The following is a 14,578-nucleotide window of genomic DNA, read 5'->3' as shown; positions in this document are numbered from 1 at the left end:
GCGGGGACGCGGGGACGCGGAGAGGGGGAGACAAGGGAGACAAGGGAGACAAGGGAGAGGGGGGAGTGAATGGACAATTGACAATGAGTCAGTTTCGACAATCTTCCCCACGCCCCACACCCAACTTATTACTTGTTACTTATTAACGCGGTGTGTGCTCTTTTTGCGCACGAAAGGATGGTGAGCGAGTAGACTTATCCCCCTTTTCCCCTTCCCCCCGTGAGAGAGGATTTTGGAGGATTAAGTTGCACATGGCGTTACTTATTACTTGTTACTTATTACTGAAAAATCCCCCATTCCCCCTCAAGACAACAGCGGAGTCAAATTCAAATACTCTCCCACGGTATCGGCAAGGTGATCGAGGAGCATATCGCGCTGTTCTCGGTAGTTGGGAATGCCCGTGGGTAGGGCTTTGAGTCCCCGTTGCTGGCGCAGGCGGTTCAACCAGGCGCGACGCCAGGGGCCGTTATCGAAGATGCCGTGGAGGTAAGTGCCCCACACTCCGTCAAATTTATCCACTAAGCCAATTCCCGCATCGTCGAAGAGGGGTTTGGTTTCGTCGGGGTTCATATTTTGCGATCGACCTTGGTGAATTTCGTAGCCGCTAACAGGTAGTCCCGCTTGGGGATAGCTCGATGAAACGGTTCGCTGCCGAGCGACTTTCTGGCGGGTAATCACGGTTTTGAGGGGTAGCATTCCCAACCCGTCGTAGCGTCCTTCGAGTCCTTCCACCCCTTCAGGATCGGCCACCGTTTGTCCGAGCATCTGGAAACCGCCGCAAATCCCCAAAACCGTTCCCCCCGCATCGACGTAATCCTGCAGGGCTTGAGCCATACCCGTTTTTTGTAGAGTCAGCAAATCGGCGATCGTGGTTTTGGAACCGGGAATCACCACCGCATCGGGATGACCGAGATTTTGGTTGGGGCGAATGTACTTCACCGTCACGGACGGTTCGGCTTCGAGGGGATCGAAATCTGTAAAGTTGGAAATCCGGGGCAGGCGAATTACGCCAATGGTCAGGTCTCCTTCCGCCTTTTGCGCCGGTGCGTCAAATAAGCTCAGGGAATCTTCGGCGGGGAAGACTTCATCCATCCAGGGAATCACTCCCAACACGGGAATACCGGTATGTTCTTCGAGCCAACTAATCCCCGGTTGCAAAATCGATCGCTGTCCCCGGAATTTGTTGATGGCGATGCCTCGAATCAATGCCCGTTCTTCGGGATCGAGTAACTGCAACGTACCGACGACGTGGGCGAACGCACCGCCGCGATCGATATCCACCACCAGCAGCGTCGGGGCTTTGAGGTAGCGGGCAATGCGCATATTGGTCAAGTCGCGATGCTTGAGGTTAATCTCCGCCGGACTTCCCGCCCCTTCGCAAACAATGGTATCGAATTCGGAACTGAGCTGGCCCAAGCATTCTTGAATGGTTTGCCAGCCGATATCGAAGTAACGTTCGTAATAGTCCGAAGCTTTAACTTGTCCGACCGCTTTGCCCTTGAGAATGATCTGGGAAGTCATATTCCCTTGGGGTTTAAGCAAAATGGGGTTCATTTCCACCGCCGGGGCAACACCCGCCGCCCAGGCTTGCACCGCTTGGGCGTAACCAATTTCGCCCCCACTATCGGTGACGTAGGAATTGAGAGCCATATTTTGCCCTTTGAAAGGGGTCACTCGCCAGCCTTGACGGGTCATCAGGCGACAGATAGCCGTTGTCAGAATCGATTTGCCTGCGTGGGAAGTCGTTCCCACTACCATGAGGGATTTCATCAGATACTTGAATGATGATAATAGCTAGTTGGACGATCGCGCTCTCGATCGATATTTAGACGATCGCGGTTAGTGGGTTACGGTAGATCGGAGCGACCTCAGTAGAATCAGTAGAACGACCTAGATGGAAGACGAACGAGATTAAAACGGCAATCTCAGCCACCGATTGGCTGCGTTGAACAGGCGATCGATGGGAGCGATCGCCGTTTTCCACTCCGTCGGGTTTTCTTGCCACTGGGCAGTGAGTTGACGACCCAGAGGCGTGAGACGAAAACTATCGGTAATACCCTGACCATCGACTTCCCGCCGCAGCACCCCAACATCGATCAGCCACAGCAAATGATTTTCTGCTGCTAATTCGGGCAAGGGCGATCGGGTATATTGGCGATCGACCCCGGATTGTCCAGCCACGTCCCCGAGAAACACACCTTGGGTTTTCACGGTGGTATACCACTGAAGTTGGAAAGGAGCGCAACGCATCGCTCGACGGGCCCGTTCGAGGGATGCAGTTGAATATTGAATGGATTGAGCGTTTTTAGCAGCAGTCATGCGGTTTTGCCTAGGAAAGAATGGCTAACAGGCAGCAGGAAGCAAAATTTGTCATTATATATCCAACATAACAAACAGACTGAGCGCCAGATGAGCAAGCGGGAAAATCCGATCGTACTCGCCTTAACGTTATTGGTGACGTTAGGGTTGATTGCCGGGGGGTTGTGGGGGTTAATGCGATCGGGCATGATGTCGGGTCTCAACGGTTCTGAAACTTCATCAAATCTCAACAATTCTGGGGGGAATTCTCCCAATCGTCGCGAGTCGAACCAACTGAAAATCTTGGGGGATACCTTCAGCGGCTATAGTACGTTTCGCAATTCAGAATTTCAAGAGGCACTGGCTCAAACGGGCCTGAAACTTGCCTACGAAGATGAGTTCGACCAAGGCAAACGCGCTCAACGGTTGAGCCGAGATGAAGTGGATCTGATGGTGACGACGTTGGATCGGTTCGTGCAAGAACAACCTGCCGGGAAAATTGTCGGACTCATCGATCGTACCACCGGGGCCGATGCGGTGATTCTCAATACACCCAAATACCCGGAACTCAAGTCTTTAGAAGATTTGAAAGCGTTAGTCGATCGCGAAAAAGCCCAGGGCAAACCTCTAAGTATCGCTTTTGCCGGAGATACCCCCAGCGAGTATTTGGCCCTAGTCCTCGATACCAAGTTCGAGGCGTTTAATTTATCGGATTTCGAGATCGTTTCCGTTGCCGATGCCTCCGAAGCGTGGGCGCTGATGCAAGATCGAAGCAAAAACGTCCCCATTGCCGTCATTTGGGAACCCTACGTCACTCAGGCGCGACAGCAGGGCTATACGGTGGTGCTGTCGAGTCAAGATGCCCCCAATGCGATCGTCGATGTTCTCGTTGCAAGCGATCGCCTCATCGAATCCCAACCCGACGCAATTTCCGACTTCCTCGAAGCCTACTATCGCCGCATCGATACCAACGTTCGCGATGCCTCCCAACTGCAAGCGCAAATTGCCGAAGATGGCGATTTGGAACCGGCCGACGCGGCTGCGGTGTTAGAAGGAATCGAATTTTTCACCGCGACGGAAGCCAAAAACTGGATGACGGGGGATACCCTTGCCAAGCGCATCGGTTCCACCGCTGCGGTGTTGGTTCTTTCGGGACGTTTGGATAAAGTGCCGGAAAATCCCCAGGACTTAATTGTGCCATCGGCGATCGCCCCAGCGGCACAGAATACCCAAACCCTGATCGATTTAATCCGCGAGTCCGATCCGCAACTGGCAGATCGACTTTCAGGGAACAGCCGCACCATCAACCCCACCGCCCCCAACGTCAGCGCCCAGACCATTAAACAAGCCCCCAGTATCGGTAATTTACAGGTTCGCGGCGAGGTGAAATTCGAGAGTGGCATTGCCGATTTAACAACTGTGGGCCAAGAAACGTTGGAGAATTTAGCCCGAGAAATTAGCGAATTTAACGTCGAAACCGTGGCGGTACAAGTTATCGGTCATACCTCGAAAACCGGTACGCCAGACTTTAATCAAACCCTGAGCGAACAACGGGCGCAAACGGTGGTGGATTATCTGCGAAGTGCAGGGGTGAAAAACAATTTCGTCGCTGAAGGGAAGGGGTTTTATCTGCCGCTATCGGGGGTTCCTCCGGAAGATCCGCGCCAACAAAGGACGGAGATTCGCTTAGTTCGGATTAATTAGTAACCCCATGTGCAACTTGTCGATCCAAAACCTAACAATACGGGGTTAAAGGGGAAGGGGAAAGGGGAGATTTATCGACTCGCTAACCATATGGCTTGGCTTAAAGTTGCACATGGCGTTAATAAGTAATGACGAAGTGAAACCTACACACAACTGTTCGCCCAAAAATCTGGGTGTCTATCGTTCTCTTATGACTCACCAGAATCGACAATGATGCTCTTCTATTCCCCACACCCTACAACAACTTCACCCACTCGGGGATAATCTCGGGGGAACCGTACCAGCGTCCGGGCGATCGCGGCGAATGCCACACTTGGTCTAATACAATATTCTCTGCCCCATCTAAATGTGCTGCTTCGATCGGGGTAATGCCATCTCCCCAAGTGTTTCCCGTGCCGCAGGTGAGTTTGTAACTGTTATAGGCCAGCCAGCTTCCGGGACGCTGCCGACCTTCGATCGCCCGACCGGCAACGCAAATATAGCGCACCGTGGGGTAGAACGCACCGGGATAATTTTGATTGACAAAATCCAGATTGCGGCGAGTCCACCGTTCTTGACTCAGATGGGGGGTTCCCAGACAAACGAGGGTCTCTACTTGGGGATGTCCGTTCCACAAACCGATGGCATCTTCTGCCACGTCACCGTGAATGCAATAGGGTTTTTCCCCCAGGTAAATCCGGGAAATCCATCCCCCGGCAGAATGTCCGATTAGGTTAACCTTTTCCACCTGGTATTGCTGGCGCATCTGCTGGAGGGTGGCGTGCAGGGGACGCAAAATCGGTACGATCGATCGACCGCCAAACGTCGGCAGCCAACTGCGCTTGCGCAAGGGAACGATCGCCGTGGGAAAACCAAGCTGTTGAAGAATTTCGGCGAGTTGGCGATAGTCTTCGGCACTGGCGAGGTAGCCGGGAAGGATGACGGTGGGTAATTTATCGGACATGAAGAGGGCGAGCTGCGATCGGTTCTCCAGAATACTGTAGTACAGCTAGGGCGCGTCATCCGCAAATGGGTAAGCCCACGAGTTCTGATATTGTTCTCCCTTTCCCCCCGTCAGAATCAGGATAGAGCGGTTGAGCACAGAGGGATGTTTGAAGCAGAAATCTCACACGGGACTGGTGATGAAGATTGGTTTACGATCGCTGGCGGCATTGGGGAAACAACAGGTTCTGAGATCCCCCTAAATCCCCCTTAAGAAGGGGGACTTGTTCTAGGCTGTGTTGACATCTGGCGTTCAACCCTATTTGATGACTGAATTTCATCTGTACGAGCGAAACGCTTCGTAAACACTGCGGGTAAAGACTTGCAGTATGAAATGTCAACAGAACCTAGTTCCCCCCTTAAAAAAGGGGGGTTAGGGGGGTTAGGGGGGATCGAGATCGATTCGACTTGAAATCGAAACCCTAAATCCGGACGGAACCGCCATCAAACAGAGGAACCGTCATCGAGAAGTTTTCGCCGTAGGTGAGCTTTTGCTCTTCCAAAATCGAGATCGCGATCGCCTCTCCCATTCGCAAAGACTCGATATAGTCGGTGAAGTAATGCACCCCCGCCCAGTTGCGCCCGATCGAAATATTCGCCGCAAGTTTGTTGAGTTCCCCTTCCACGGTGAGGGGTTTCTCGAGGCTGACGGCTTCCAACTTGGAACCATCGGCGGTGGATTGATAGCAAATGGGAGCCTTGGTGTCCGGTTCGACTAACTGCGCCCCATGGTCGAAAAATGCCTTGAGAATCGTCACGCAGGCCCCAGCAACTGTTGCGTGTCCGGCCCCGTAAGCGGGGTGCATGGGGGAACCTTCGGGGAATGCCATCGGTAGCAGGAAGGAACGACTCCAACCGTTGTTGCTGTCCCCAGCGCGATCGGCAAAGTTACGATTTTGAGAGTCGTTGTGGGCGGCGATTTCCCGTAAAAATTCCGCTCTCAAACCCATCCCCAGATCGCCTATGACATCGAGTCCTTCGCGATCGTTGTTGCAATAGCGAGTCAGCCATCCCCCAATCGCTTCGGGGCGGGCGCGGCGATGAACGTTGAATTTCTGGAAGCGCACGGCTTTGAGGGCGCGGGTGGCCACTTCAGTCACCAAAGAGAGGATGTGAGGCGGGCCAAACTGAGCAAATCCCTGCTGCTTATCTTGGAAATCCGCCCGTTGGAAAGGAATCCCCGGATCGAAGGGCATTCCCAATCCGAGCAGAATCAGGCAGGCATTCAGGTAGGCTTCGTAAAGCGCGTCGTAGTGGACGTAGGTGGCTAAGTCGCGAGGGGTTGCCATAAACCGATATTTCGGATTGTTGGAATAGGTTTCCAAACCGCCAAAATTTGCCCCGTTCTGCACGTCTAACCAGGCTTCCCAGGTGGTCATGTAATCCTTACCGGGGTCGGCAACTCGTACCCGCTGATCGACACGAATCGCGCCGTATTGGATGAGTCCGTCGGTGAGGGCATGGGCGTTTCCCAGTCCCGTATTGCCAATCAGTAGGAATTGAGACAGGTAGGGTCCGACGTTATCTCCCGGTGCGACGCCCCGAAACACCGTTTGCCGCGAGAACGGTCCCCGCAAGCGAGATTGCTCGGCAGGGGTTAAATCCCGCTGTTCTCGGCGAATCCATTCGGTTTGGTTGAGGCGCTCGATCGCTTTGCCGATATCCTCATTCGTGTCGAACTCTGCGAAGGGCACATCCCGCAACAGCGCCATGGAATAGACTTCCATCATCTCGGCGATGAGTTCGGGGCTATCGAGGGTGGGGGCCGGTGGCATGGTAACCGCTTGAGCGTCCGGCCCTTGGAGATCGAAGGTATTGCCCGCCCCGGCACTTTCCCAGGCACGCACCGATAAGGATTCTTCCCGCGCGAACTCGGACTTCCACTGGGGATTTTCCGGATCGGCCGTTCCGTCGGCATTCAAGGGGCCCAGGGGCGTATCTTGGAAGTCGCGGGCATCGCCGGAGTCGATACCGCGCACGAACTGCTGGTAGTCTTCTTCGGAAGCCACAACCCCGTTGTAGCGGTGAGGCAAGCCTTTGGTGAAATTGCCCAGGTGCGTGGGTTGATTATCGTTATCGCGATAGCGGAACTCCTCGCCGTTGCTGATGTGGGTGGGATGGGGGCGTTCGCTGGCAAGTTCGGCCGCCATCTGGCGAATTCGGAGGGCTTCTAATCGGCGATCGTTCATTAGTTTTATCTCTCTAAAGTCAAATGGGATCGATTCAGTGGGGACTGAATCTGCATGGGAAAATGCATGAGAAAATTCAGCGGTAAATGCAATTTTCTGGGGAGAAGATTTCCGGATTTCATTCCCCCTCTCTACGGGGGTCTCCACCACCGGTTACTTTCACCTTTGATGGGAAGGATTTCCAGATTTTGAAAGAGTCTGCCCTGATTCTGTATCGAAAATTTAAAATTGCCAGAATGATTAATTAGATAAGTTTACGGAAGAGTTGGATACTTATCCGGAAATATTGAATCCATCAAGAAATCTAAACTCAAAACAAAAAAAATATTCGATTGGTGGTTTTTCTCGCGGATATTGAAATTTTCTACGAGGAATAGGCTAAACCTAATCAAGTAGGTAAAAATGGAATTCGTCTGCCAAATCACGTGGTGATGTTGCAGGAAGTTATACATGGCGCGATCGCATATTTGGGTATTTAGAAAATGTACTTTCTCAATTCGATTGTGCCGAATTCGATCGAGTTTTTGCAGCACCCTCGGTGGGTACTTTGCGATCGAGCGGCTTGGGAAAGTTTGGTTACAATGCAGCCATACCCGACTGTTACCGAAAATTTATATGACTGGACTTGAAATGCTTCCCATTGCCGAAGGGGCAATTAAAGGCTTGGCGACGATCGTGGGTTCCACTGCCGGAAAAGCCGGGATTCAAGCATTGGGGAAGACAGGAAACAAGCTGAGTTTGGAAGTCCAGAAGTTGTTGTTTCAGATTTCCAAGGACGACATCCAAAACTACATGGAACGCCACGGCATCCTCAAAGTTTTGGGAATGCGGGAACCGGTCAGTTTGGAATCGGTTTACACCACCGTCCGAGTTTTGGATAACGACACGATCCGGGGCTTTCTCTCCGTTGAAGCCCTCGAAAAAAAATTCCGTCAAACCGATAAACGGGGTTTCGCTTCCAAGGAACCAAGCAAAAGCTCAGGACTGACAGTCGCCAACGAAACGCAATATTTGATGGTGTTGGGCGGTCCGGGAATGGGGAAAGGGATTCTCAGACAAGCAGATGATGTACTGATTCAGATGGAGCAAGAAGCTCAAACCTGCGTCGCTGCGTCTAAATTACAGCGCTTGTTGGAATGGGCCGATCGCATCACGGAGGGTTCGGCAGGGGAAATCGAACCCGTGGGGAAACGCGCCCTCGCCCTCGCCCTCGCCAACGCCAACGCCAACGGCAATGCCAACGTCTACGCCAACGCCAACGCCTACGCCAACGTCTACGCCAACGCCTACGCCAACGCCAACGCCGATGCCAACACCCTCGCCAACGCCAACGCCAACGCCGATGCCCTCGATCGATTCATTACCTACGCTCGCAAGTTATCTGACTTGCAAGTTTTCAACACGAACTTTACCGTGTTACTTGCTCGATTGAAGGTGCTCAAAGCCAGAATTCCGGATGATAACAAGCAACGGAGGGAACACCAAGCCTTTGCCCAGCGTATCGTCCAAACTTGGCGAGAAGCGTTCGATCTTAGCTCAGAACTCATCGATTTATCTCAAGAAGAAATTAAGGCGATCGAGAATTACCTAAAGGAATACGGGAGGCTGAAAGCTCCCGTGTTTTAACCGGGAGAGGTCAGCGACTGCGGTTTTAACCGCGTTGAAAAATTTGACGAATTGCAAGATAATGCGGGGTATCAGGAATCAAGCAGGGTATGGCCAAACGGCTGCTAGCCGCATGGAGCGCGGGATAAAAAAGAGGCGTGAATCTGACCTTGTATCCGGGCAGTGGAGGGGTAGCGAAAACCCGCCTTAAAACATAGCTAGAACGCATAACCGCGTCAAACCAAAACCAAACAATGCATACAGTACCGTAGGGCATACGGAAACTGAGAGAGCGATCTCTAAAACGCTTGAGGAGACAAGCCCCTCTGGTGCGAACACTTTTCCGCGAGAGAAGGGTTAGTAGTAAGGGTTGTCGATGAACCAAGAATCCCCCGTCATTTATGCGGGGGAGTGTCAACTCTATGCCAATTTGCTCATAGTAGAGTGCTGACGGGCTGCCGTTCGCGTCTCGAAATCGACTTGGCAAGAAATCGAAGGGCGGATGTTGTTACCGAAAGCGAAACGATCGGGCAATCGGGGGTAAAATTCGGAGATGGGGAGAGTGGGAGAGTGGGAGAGGCGACAGCGATATAATCGCAAGTAACAGGCTGTCGCACGATGGTGAATTCCCATGACGATCGAAAAACAGTTGTACGAGCAAGGCGTCGAAAAAGCACGCCAAAAGGACTATGCTGGGGCGATCGCCGATTTAACCGAAGCCATCCAACTGAGCCCCTATTTTGCTGATGCCTACTACCAGCGCGGACTGGCGTACTTCGATACCGGCAACCTCCACGATGCCGTCTCCGATTACACCCGCGCCTTGGAGTTCAACCCCGAAAGCGTCGGCGCGCGTTACGCTCGGGCGTTGGTAAGGTTAACGCTGAAAAATCTACCGGGGGCGCTGGAAGACGTGGATGCAGCGATCGCCCGCGATGAGAAATACGCTGCTGCCTACAACCTGCGCGGCACGATCCAGCGCAAACAGGGCAACATCCAAGGGGCGATTGCTGCGTTTAAAAAGGCGGGGGAATTGTATCTGGCGCAAAAGGATGCCCAAAACTGCCGTCGGTGTTTGGAACGGGCGAAACAGCTTCAACCGAAACCGTCTCAACCCACTCCCCCAGCGCCGCCTCAACCTCTCCTCTCCTCTGATGAGATTTACGCCCAAATTTTGACGAAAGCGGAATCTGGCGACTGTCGGGGGGCAATGCGCGAGTTGGATTGGGCGATCGAACTCGACGAGAACGATGCCAATGCCTACTGCTGTCGGGGAATCGTCCGCAGCAAAATGGGGGATTCTCGGGGGGCGATCGCCGATTTCAACCGGGCGCTGCGCCTGAATCCAGAAGATGCGATCGCCTCTCGCAATCGCGGCAAACTGCGGATGGAGCTGGGGGATTGGGGCGGTGCGGCATCGGATTTCAACCGGGCGATCGCGATCGAACCCAAAGATGCGATGCTGTTGGTGGCGCGGGGCAATGCCTTTCGGGAAATGGGCAATTATTCCGCTGCGATCGACAATTATACCCAAGCCCTGGAAATCGATGCTGAAGATGCCAACGCCTACTACCATCGGGGCATGGCGCGGGCGCGGATGGAGGAAATGAAGGAGGCGATCGAAGATTATCAAAATGCCGCTTCCTACTTCTGCGAAAAAGAGGATTGGAAAAACTATCAAAACGCCCTCGATAGTCTAAAAAAACTTCAATCTGCCGTACCTCAAACCAAAGCCGCCGAGGTGAATTCCAATCCCCTGCGCGATCGCCTTCTTCTTTTAGTGGGAGGACATTGGGGCATTGCGGAACGGCTAATCGAGCGAGCGAAGTATTACTATCCGGGAATGTCCGAAGATTGGTATCTCGAAAAGGTGGTTTACGATTTGGAACAGCAGCGTGGTGGGGATGGGTGATTTAACGCTTTTGCACAAAAAGATTGTTCTACGATTCCTATGCCGTTCGTTGGGGAAATTTTCTTTTCAGATAATAGTTGCAATTTAGAAGTGGTTGAAATTACTAATCAGTCAACCGGCTACTGTCCAAAACCCGATTCTTGGAAATTTTTGGCGAAAGAGCTCGATCGAATCCCTGTTTTCGATCCCGGAAAATTTACCACTCATTTTTTGTTTCGTCGCTGTCTTGTTTGCAATCAAGTTAATATCATTAAAAATAATTTATTCTCATGTGCTGTCTGTAATGCAAGTCTTTCTAAAACTTGGAATTGCGATAATCAAGCTATATACAATGCAAGAATTTAGGTTTGCCAGACAAGCCGATTATGGAGCAACAGCCGTTGCCCCCTACGAGACCCTGAAAAATGCGATCGCGTCTGCAGACCTGAATTCTTAGCATAAAATTATAAGCAAGATATAAGATTGGATATATCGATGTTTTTTGAAGCAGCAGAAAAACAATTCTATCTGTCTCACTATGAAGAAGCTTTTGCTGCCTTTAACGCCATCGCTCAAAATCATCATTTATCAAAATATATTCGAGCAGAAGCCTATAATATGATGGGCGTAATTATTGCCGGATGTGCACCTTATTTATCGAAGAATGAAGATGAGTCGGGATTAGAGTATTTTCAAGCAGCGCTCAATCTAGATGAAAAAAATTTAGCTGCAGCATTAAATATACTCGGAGGCTATCGAACCAGTCCCACGGGTCATAACAATCGTGAAAGTGTCGAACTCGCTTGTCATCTTTTAGAAAAAAATAATTGGCATGACTTATCGGCAGAGGATAGAGAGCTCGTGGTCAAAAATAGAAAGACATTAGATTTATATGATGGCTAATATTCTGAAACCTTACACCTCAACTTCAATTTCATCGAGTTGAGAAATCACCACATCTGCTGCTTCTAAATGTGCGGCTTCCGGTCGTCCCCAGCAAATTCCAATACATCCGGCAGCCCCCGCACTGGCAGCCATTTCAATATCCAGGGGAGAATCTCCCACCATCAGCGTCCGTTCCGGTGCAACTCCGAGTAACTGGCACGCTTCCAGAAACAGCGAGGGATCGGGTTTACTCGGACCGCCATCCACCCCCATTCCCATCTCAATGTAGCGATCGAGTTGATAGTGAGACATAAACCGTTGCACTCGCGCGGTGGTATCCGCCGAGAGAATTCCCAGTTTTAATCCCACTTTCGACAGTTCCTCGATGACTTCCAAAGAACCGACGAATAACGGGGAAGGCGCGTTATCGGTATCTCTGAGGATGCGATCGGCTTCCGTAAAAGCTTCCCGTGCAATCTTGAGAGACTCCAACCAACCTCGACCGGTTTCGGCGATATAGGCTGCGGCAGCAATCTCATTTTCGCGCCGACTCCCTACCGCCAGCAGTCCTGCAGGATCGAGTTGCGATCCCTCAATCCCGTAAGCAATCAGCATCGATTCTCCCGCACCGGGAATTTGGGCATCCACCAGGCGCGATCGCTTTTGTCCCAGATGTCTCAAAAAGGTTTCCGAGTCTTCGAGGGTTCCGTCTTTATCAAAAATGACAGCTTGGATATTGGAGAAGACAACATCCCGGATACGAATCGAGACCAAATCACAAACTCCTAAAAGCTAGTTTGAACTATTTATAGCGGTTTTCATTACAGCGGTTTTCACAAAGGTAGACCCCAGGTTGAAATTCCTGATGCTTTTCAAATGTTTCCGGCAAATTCTGTATAGGATCCATATTTCTGCAAGCCGCTATAAGGTTGAACCGCTCTCGGGGTTGGTGGGCAGTTCGATGGCGAATTAACACGACTACCCCGGTTAGGAAAACTGCCCACCCTACAAATTTCTTCGAGGGGTCAATGTTTTGAAAGCCGCTGTCATACAAACAACGAATACAAACGACCGCTCTCTTTGGCTTGTCATCCGAAGTCGAGCGGTCGTGAATCTAAACTTGTCTCCTCAAATGAGGATTTTTAATCGATCGCGTCGGGAATATCTTCCTCTTCTAGAGCAAAGTCTTCGCTGGAAACTTCCCCATTCGTACCTTGCTGGTTCGCCAGCATTTGCTCTCGGAACTTGGCGGCCATTTCTTCAGCTTTATCGTAGACGAGCTGAGGATTCTTCACCATATCGCCGGGTTCGGGTTCGAGCTGTTTGGTCGATAGAGAAATCCGACCGCGCTCGGCATCGAGATCGATGATCATCACCTTGAGCTGGTCGTTAACGTTGAACACGCTGTGAGGCGTATCGATATGATCGTGAGAAATTTCGGAAATGTGCAGCAGACCGCTGACGCCACCGATATCGATAAACGCACCGTAGGGCTTGATTCCGCGTACCGTACCGACAACGACTTCGCCAACCTGCAAGCCGTTCATCTTATGCTCGACTAGGGCGCGTCGGTGGCTGAGGACGAGGCGGTTGCGCTCTTCATCCACTTCCAAAAACTTCAGGGGTAAATCTTCCCCAACTAAATCTTCTTTCGGCTTGCGAGTGCTGATGTGAGAACCGGGGATAAATCCTCGCAATCCCTCGATCCGAACCAGAGCACCCCCTCGATTGGTGGCAAAGACTCCCGAGTGAACGGTGGCATCTTCAGCTTGAAGCTGCCGAACTCGCTCCCACGCCCTCATGTACTCAATGCGGCGAATGGAGAGGGTGAGCTGACCGTCTTCGTTTTCATCGGTCAGAATAAAAAATTCGCGAGTTTCGTTCGACTGTAAAACTTCTTCGGGTGCATCAACCCGGTTGATAGACATTTCCTGCAAAGGAATGTAAGCCGCAGTTTTTGCCCCAATGTCAATCAGAGCCCCCCTGGGTTCGATACTAAATACCGTACCCGCTACCACATCGCCGGGGCTGAAGTGATAGTCGTATTTGTCGAGCAGGGCGGCAAAATCTTCGTGAGTAAAACCAACGTCTCTAGTAATTGTGTTCTGATTGACCATGCGTATTGTTTCCTAGTATTGGGTATCCTTACTGGGCCTCCTATGAATGGATGTTGTCTATCCTGGGATGGCAGGGGGGTTGGGGTGGATAAATTTATGAGTAATCGCTTTGTAATCGCTAAAACTTACTTTTTAGAACACCACATCCCTCTTTGCGATTGGGAAGGCATAAGGGGGCATCCTATTATACATTTTACCCTAACGGATTCGATCCTTAATTTAATCTGTAGACTTAATTTCTCTAAACGCTATCATAAGTTGTGATTATCAAATTTTCTCGCAGAGTCCCTCGACAGATATTCCCAAACCCGAGATATCTTCACCGCCTCAAGAACGAGTCATCCATGGGGAATGAGTGGGATGTTCGTCTTCAAAATCTAAATCGAATTCACCGTCCAATTCAAGTAAGGTTTGGGACTGATTCTCCCGCAAATGATTCAAGGTTTCGACGAAGTCGCGGATGCCCTGAAACTTTCGGTAAACTGAGGCAAAACGAATGTAGGCAACTTCGCTTAAGGGACGCAAGCGTTTGAGCACTAATTCGCCGATTTCGTGAGAACTGACTTCTTTGGTCGATCGCTGTTGCAGTTCGGCTTCGATCTCATCGACGATCGCTTCGAGTTGAGTTGAAAGCAAGCCGGTTTTTTCGCAAGCGCGAACTAGTCCTCGCAGGAGCTTAGAACGAGCAAAGGATTCTCGGCGATCGTTGCGTTTGATCACGGTAATGGGAACGAACTCAATGCGTTCGTAAGTCGTAAAGCGACGATGACAGCCCAGGCATTGCCGACGTCTGCGTACGCTTTGACCGGCTTCGGCCGCTCTCGACTCCAGAACTCGACTTTCGGTATGTTGGCAAAAGGGACAGTGCATGATTTAATGCGTGGAATGAGGAACCCTTAGGGGCAATT

Annotated in this window: 11 protein-coding genes; 4 read left to right on the top strand and 7 right to left on the bottom strand. The window is 51.3% G+C overall.

Features of this window, described 5'->3' with window-relative positions:
- Positions 1–303: 303 nt before the first annotated feature.
- Both cobQ and AC2215_RS06110 read right to left on the bottom strand, forming a co-directional pair.
- On the bottom strand, positions 304–1,770 hold the full coding sequence (cobQ, locus tag AC2215_RS06115) for a cobyric acid synthase CobQ (RefSeq protein ID WP_486809077.1): 1,467 nt from the start codon (positions 1,768–1,770) through the stop codon (positions 304–306).
- A gap of 141 nt (positions 1,771–1,911) precedes the next feature.
- Positions 1,912–2,319: an Npun_F0494 family protein gene (locus AC2215_RS06110; RefSeq protein ID WP_486809076.1), complete on the bottom strand. Its 408-nt coding sequence runs from the start codon at positions 2,317–2,319 to the stop codon at positions 1,912–1,914.
- Positions 2,320–2,409: 90 nt separating this feature from the next.
- Between AC2215_RS06110 and AC2215_RS06105 the strand changes: the two genes are divergently transcribed.
- Positions 2,410–4,002 (top strand): OmpA family protein, encoded by a 1,593-nt coding sequence (locus tag AC2215_RS06105; RefSeq protein ID WP_486809075.1) that lies wholly within the window; start codon positions 2,410–2,412, stop codon positions 4,000–4,002.
- Between the two features lie 235 nt (positions 4,003–4,237).
- Here AC2215_RS06105 and AC2215_RS06100 read toward each other — a convergent pair whose 3' ends face one another.
- Complete coding sequence (locus tag AC2215_RS06100) at positions 4,238–4,945, bottom strand: esterase/lipase family protein (protein ID WP_486809074.1); 708 nt, start codon at positions 4,943–4,945, stop codon at positions 4,238–4,240.
- Positions 4,946–5,405: 460 nt separating this feature from the next.
- The gene (locus tag AC2215_RS06095; RefSeq protein WP_486809073.1) at positions 5,406–7,172 is read right to left on the bottom strand and encodes a vanadium-dependent haloperoxidase; all 1,767 of its coding nucleotides are present in this window, start codon (positions 7,170–7,172) and stop codon (positions 5,406–5,408) included.
- A gap of 615 nt (positions 7,173–7,787) precedes the next feature.
- Here AC2215_RS06095 and AC2215_RS06090 point away from each other — a divergent pair.
- The 3 genes from AC2215_RS06090 to AC2215_RS06080 all read left to right on the top strand — a co-directional run bounded on the left by AC2215_RS06090 (position 7,788) and on the right by AC2215_RS06080 (position 11,571).
- Positions 7,788–8,798 (top strand): hypothetical protein, encoded by a 1,011-nt coding sequence (locus tag AC2215_RS06090; protein ID WP_486809072.1) that lies wholly within the window; start codon positions 7,788–7,790, stop codon positions 8,796–8,798.
- Positions 8,799–9,408: 610 nt separating this feature from the next.
- On the top strand, positions 9,409–10,689 hold the full coding sequence (locus tag AC2215_RS06085) for a tetratricopeptide repeat protein (RefSeq protein WP_486809071.1): 1,281 nt from the start codon (positions 9,409–9,411) through the stop codon (positions 10,687–10,689).
- 474 nt (positions 10,690–11,163) lie between these two features.
- Positions 11,164–11,571, top strand: coding sequence for a hypothetical protein (locus tag AC2215_RS06080; protein ID WP_486809070.1), 408 nt, complete (start codon positions 11,164–11,166; stop codon positions 11,569–11,571).
- Positions 11,572–11,583: 12 nt separating this feature from the next.
- Here AC2215_RS06080 and AC2215_RS06075 read toward each other — a convergent pair whose 3' ends face one another.
- The 3 genes from AC2215_RS06075 to nrdR form a co-directional block, all read right to left on the bottom strand.
- Entirely contained in the window at positions 11,584–12,327 is a 744-nt protein-coding gene (locus AC2215_RS06075; protein WP_486809069.1) for an HAD family hydrolase, read from the bottom strand.
- A gap of 368 nt (positions 12,328–12,695) precedes the next feature.
- The gene (locus AC2215_RS06070) at positions 12,696–13,670 is read right to left on the bottom strand and encodes a 30S ribosomal protein S1 (RefSeq protein ID WP_486809068.1); all 975 of its coding nucleotides are present in this window, start codon (positions 13,668–13,670) and stop codon (positions 12,696–12,698) included.
- Between the two features lie 327 nt (positions 13,671–13,997).
- Positions 13,998–14,540, bottom strand: coding sequence for a transcriptional regulator NrdR (gene nrdR / locus AC2215_RS06065; protein ID WP_486809067.1), 543 nt, complete (start codon positions 14,538–14,540; stop codon positions 13,998–14,000).
- Positions 14,541–14,578 lie beyond the last annotated feature (38 nt).

It is taken from the genome of Zarconia sp., assembly GCF_057467645.1.
The sequence above is the reverse complement of the archived record's forward strand: the minus strand, read 5'-3'. Positions and strand labels throughout refer to the sequence as shown.

Bases quoted from the DNA above. Each gene is read 5' to 3' on its own strand.
- AC2215_RS06085 (WP_486809071.1), top strand. From the start codon at position 9,409: ATGACGATCGAAAAACAGTTGTACGAGCAAGGCGTCGAAAAAGCACGC.
- AC2215_RS06105 (WP_486809075.1), top strand. From the start codon at position 2,410: ATGAGCAAGCGGGAAAATCCGATCGTACTCGCCTTAACGTTATTGGTG.
- cobQ (WP_486809077.1), bottom strand. From the start codon at position 1,770: ATGAAATCCCTCATGGTAGTGGGAACGACTTCCCACGCAGGCAAATCG.
- nrdR (WP_486809067.1), bottom strand. From the start codon at position 14,540: ATGCACTGTCCCTTTTGCCAACATACCGAAAGTCGAGTTCTGGAGTCG.
- AC2215_RS06110 (WP_486809076.1), bottom strand. From the start codon at position 2,319: ATGACTGCTGCTAAAAACGCTCAATCCATTCAATATTCAACTGCATCC.
- AC2215_RS06100 (WP_486809074.1), bottom strand. From the start codon at position 4,945: ATGTCCGATAAATTACCCACCGTCATCCTTCCCGGCTACCTCGCCAGT.
- AC2215_RS06080 (WP_486809070.1), top strand. From the start codon at position 11,164: ATGTTTTTTGAAGCAGCAGAAAAACAATTCTATCTGTCTCACTATGAA.
- AC2215_RS06090 (WP_486809072.1), top strand. From the start codon at position 7,788: ATGACTGGACTTGAAATGCTTCCCATTGCCGAAGGGGCAATTAAAGGC.
- AC2215_RS06095 (WP_486809073.1), bottom strand. From the start codon at position 7,172: ATGAACGATCGCCGATTAGAAGCCCTCCGAATTCGCCAGATGGCGGCC.
- AC2215_RS06070 (WP_486809068.1), bottom strand. From the start codon at position 13,670: ATGGTCAATCAGAACACAATTACTAGAGACGTTGGTTTTACTCACGAA.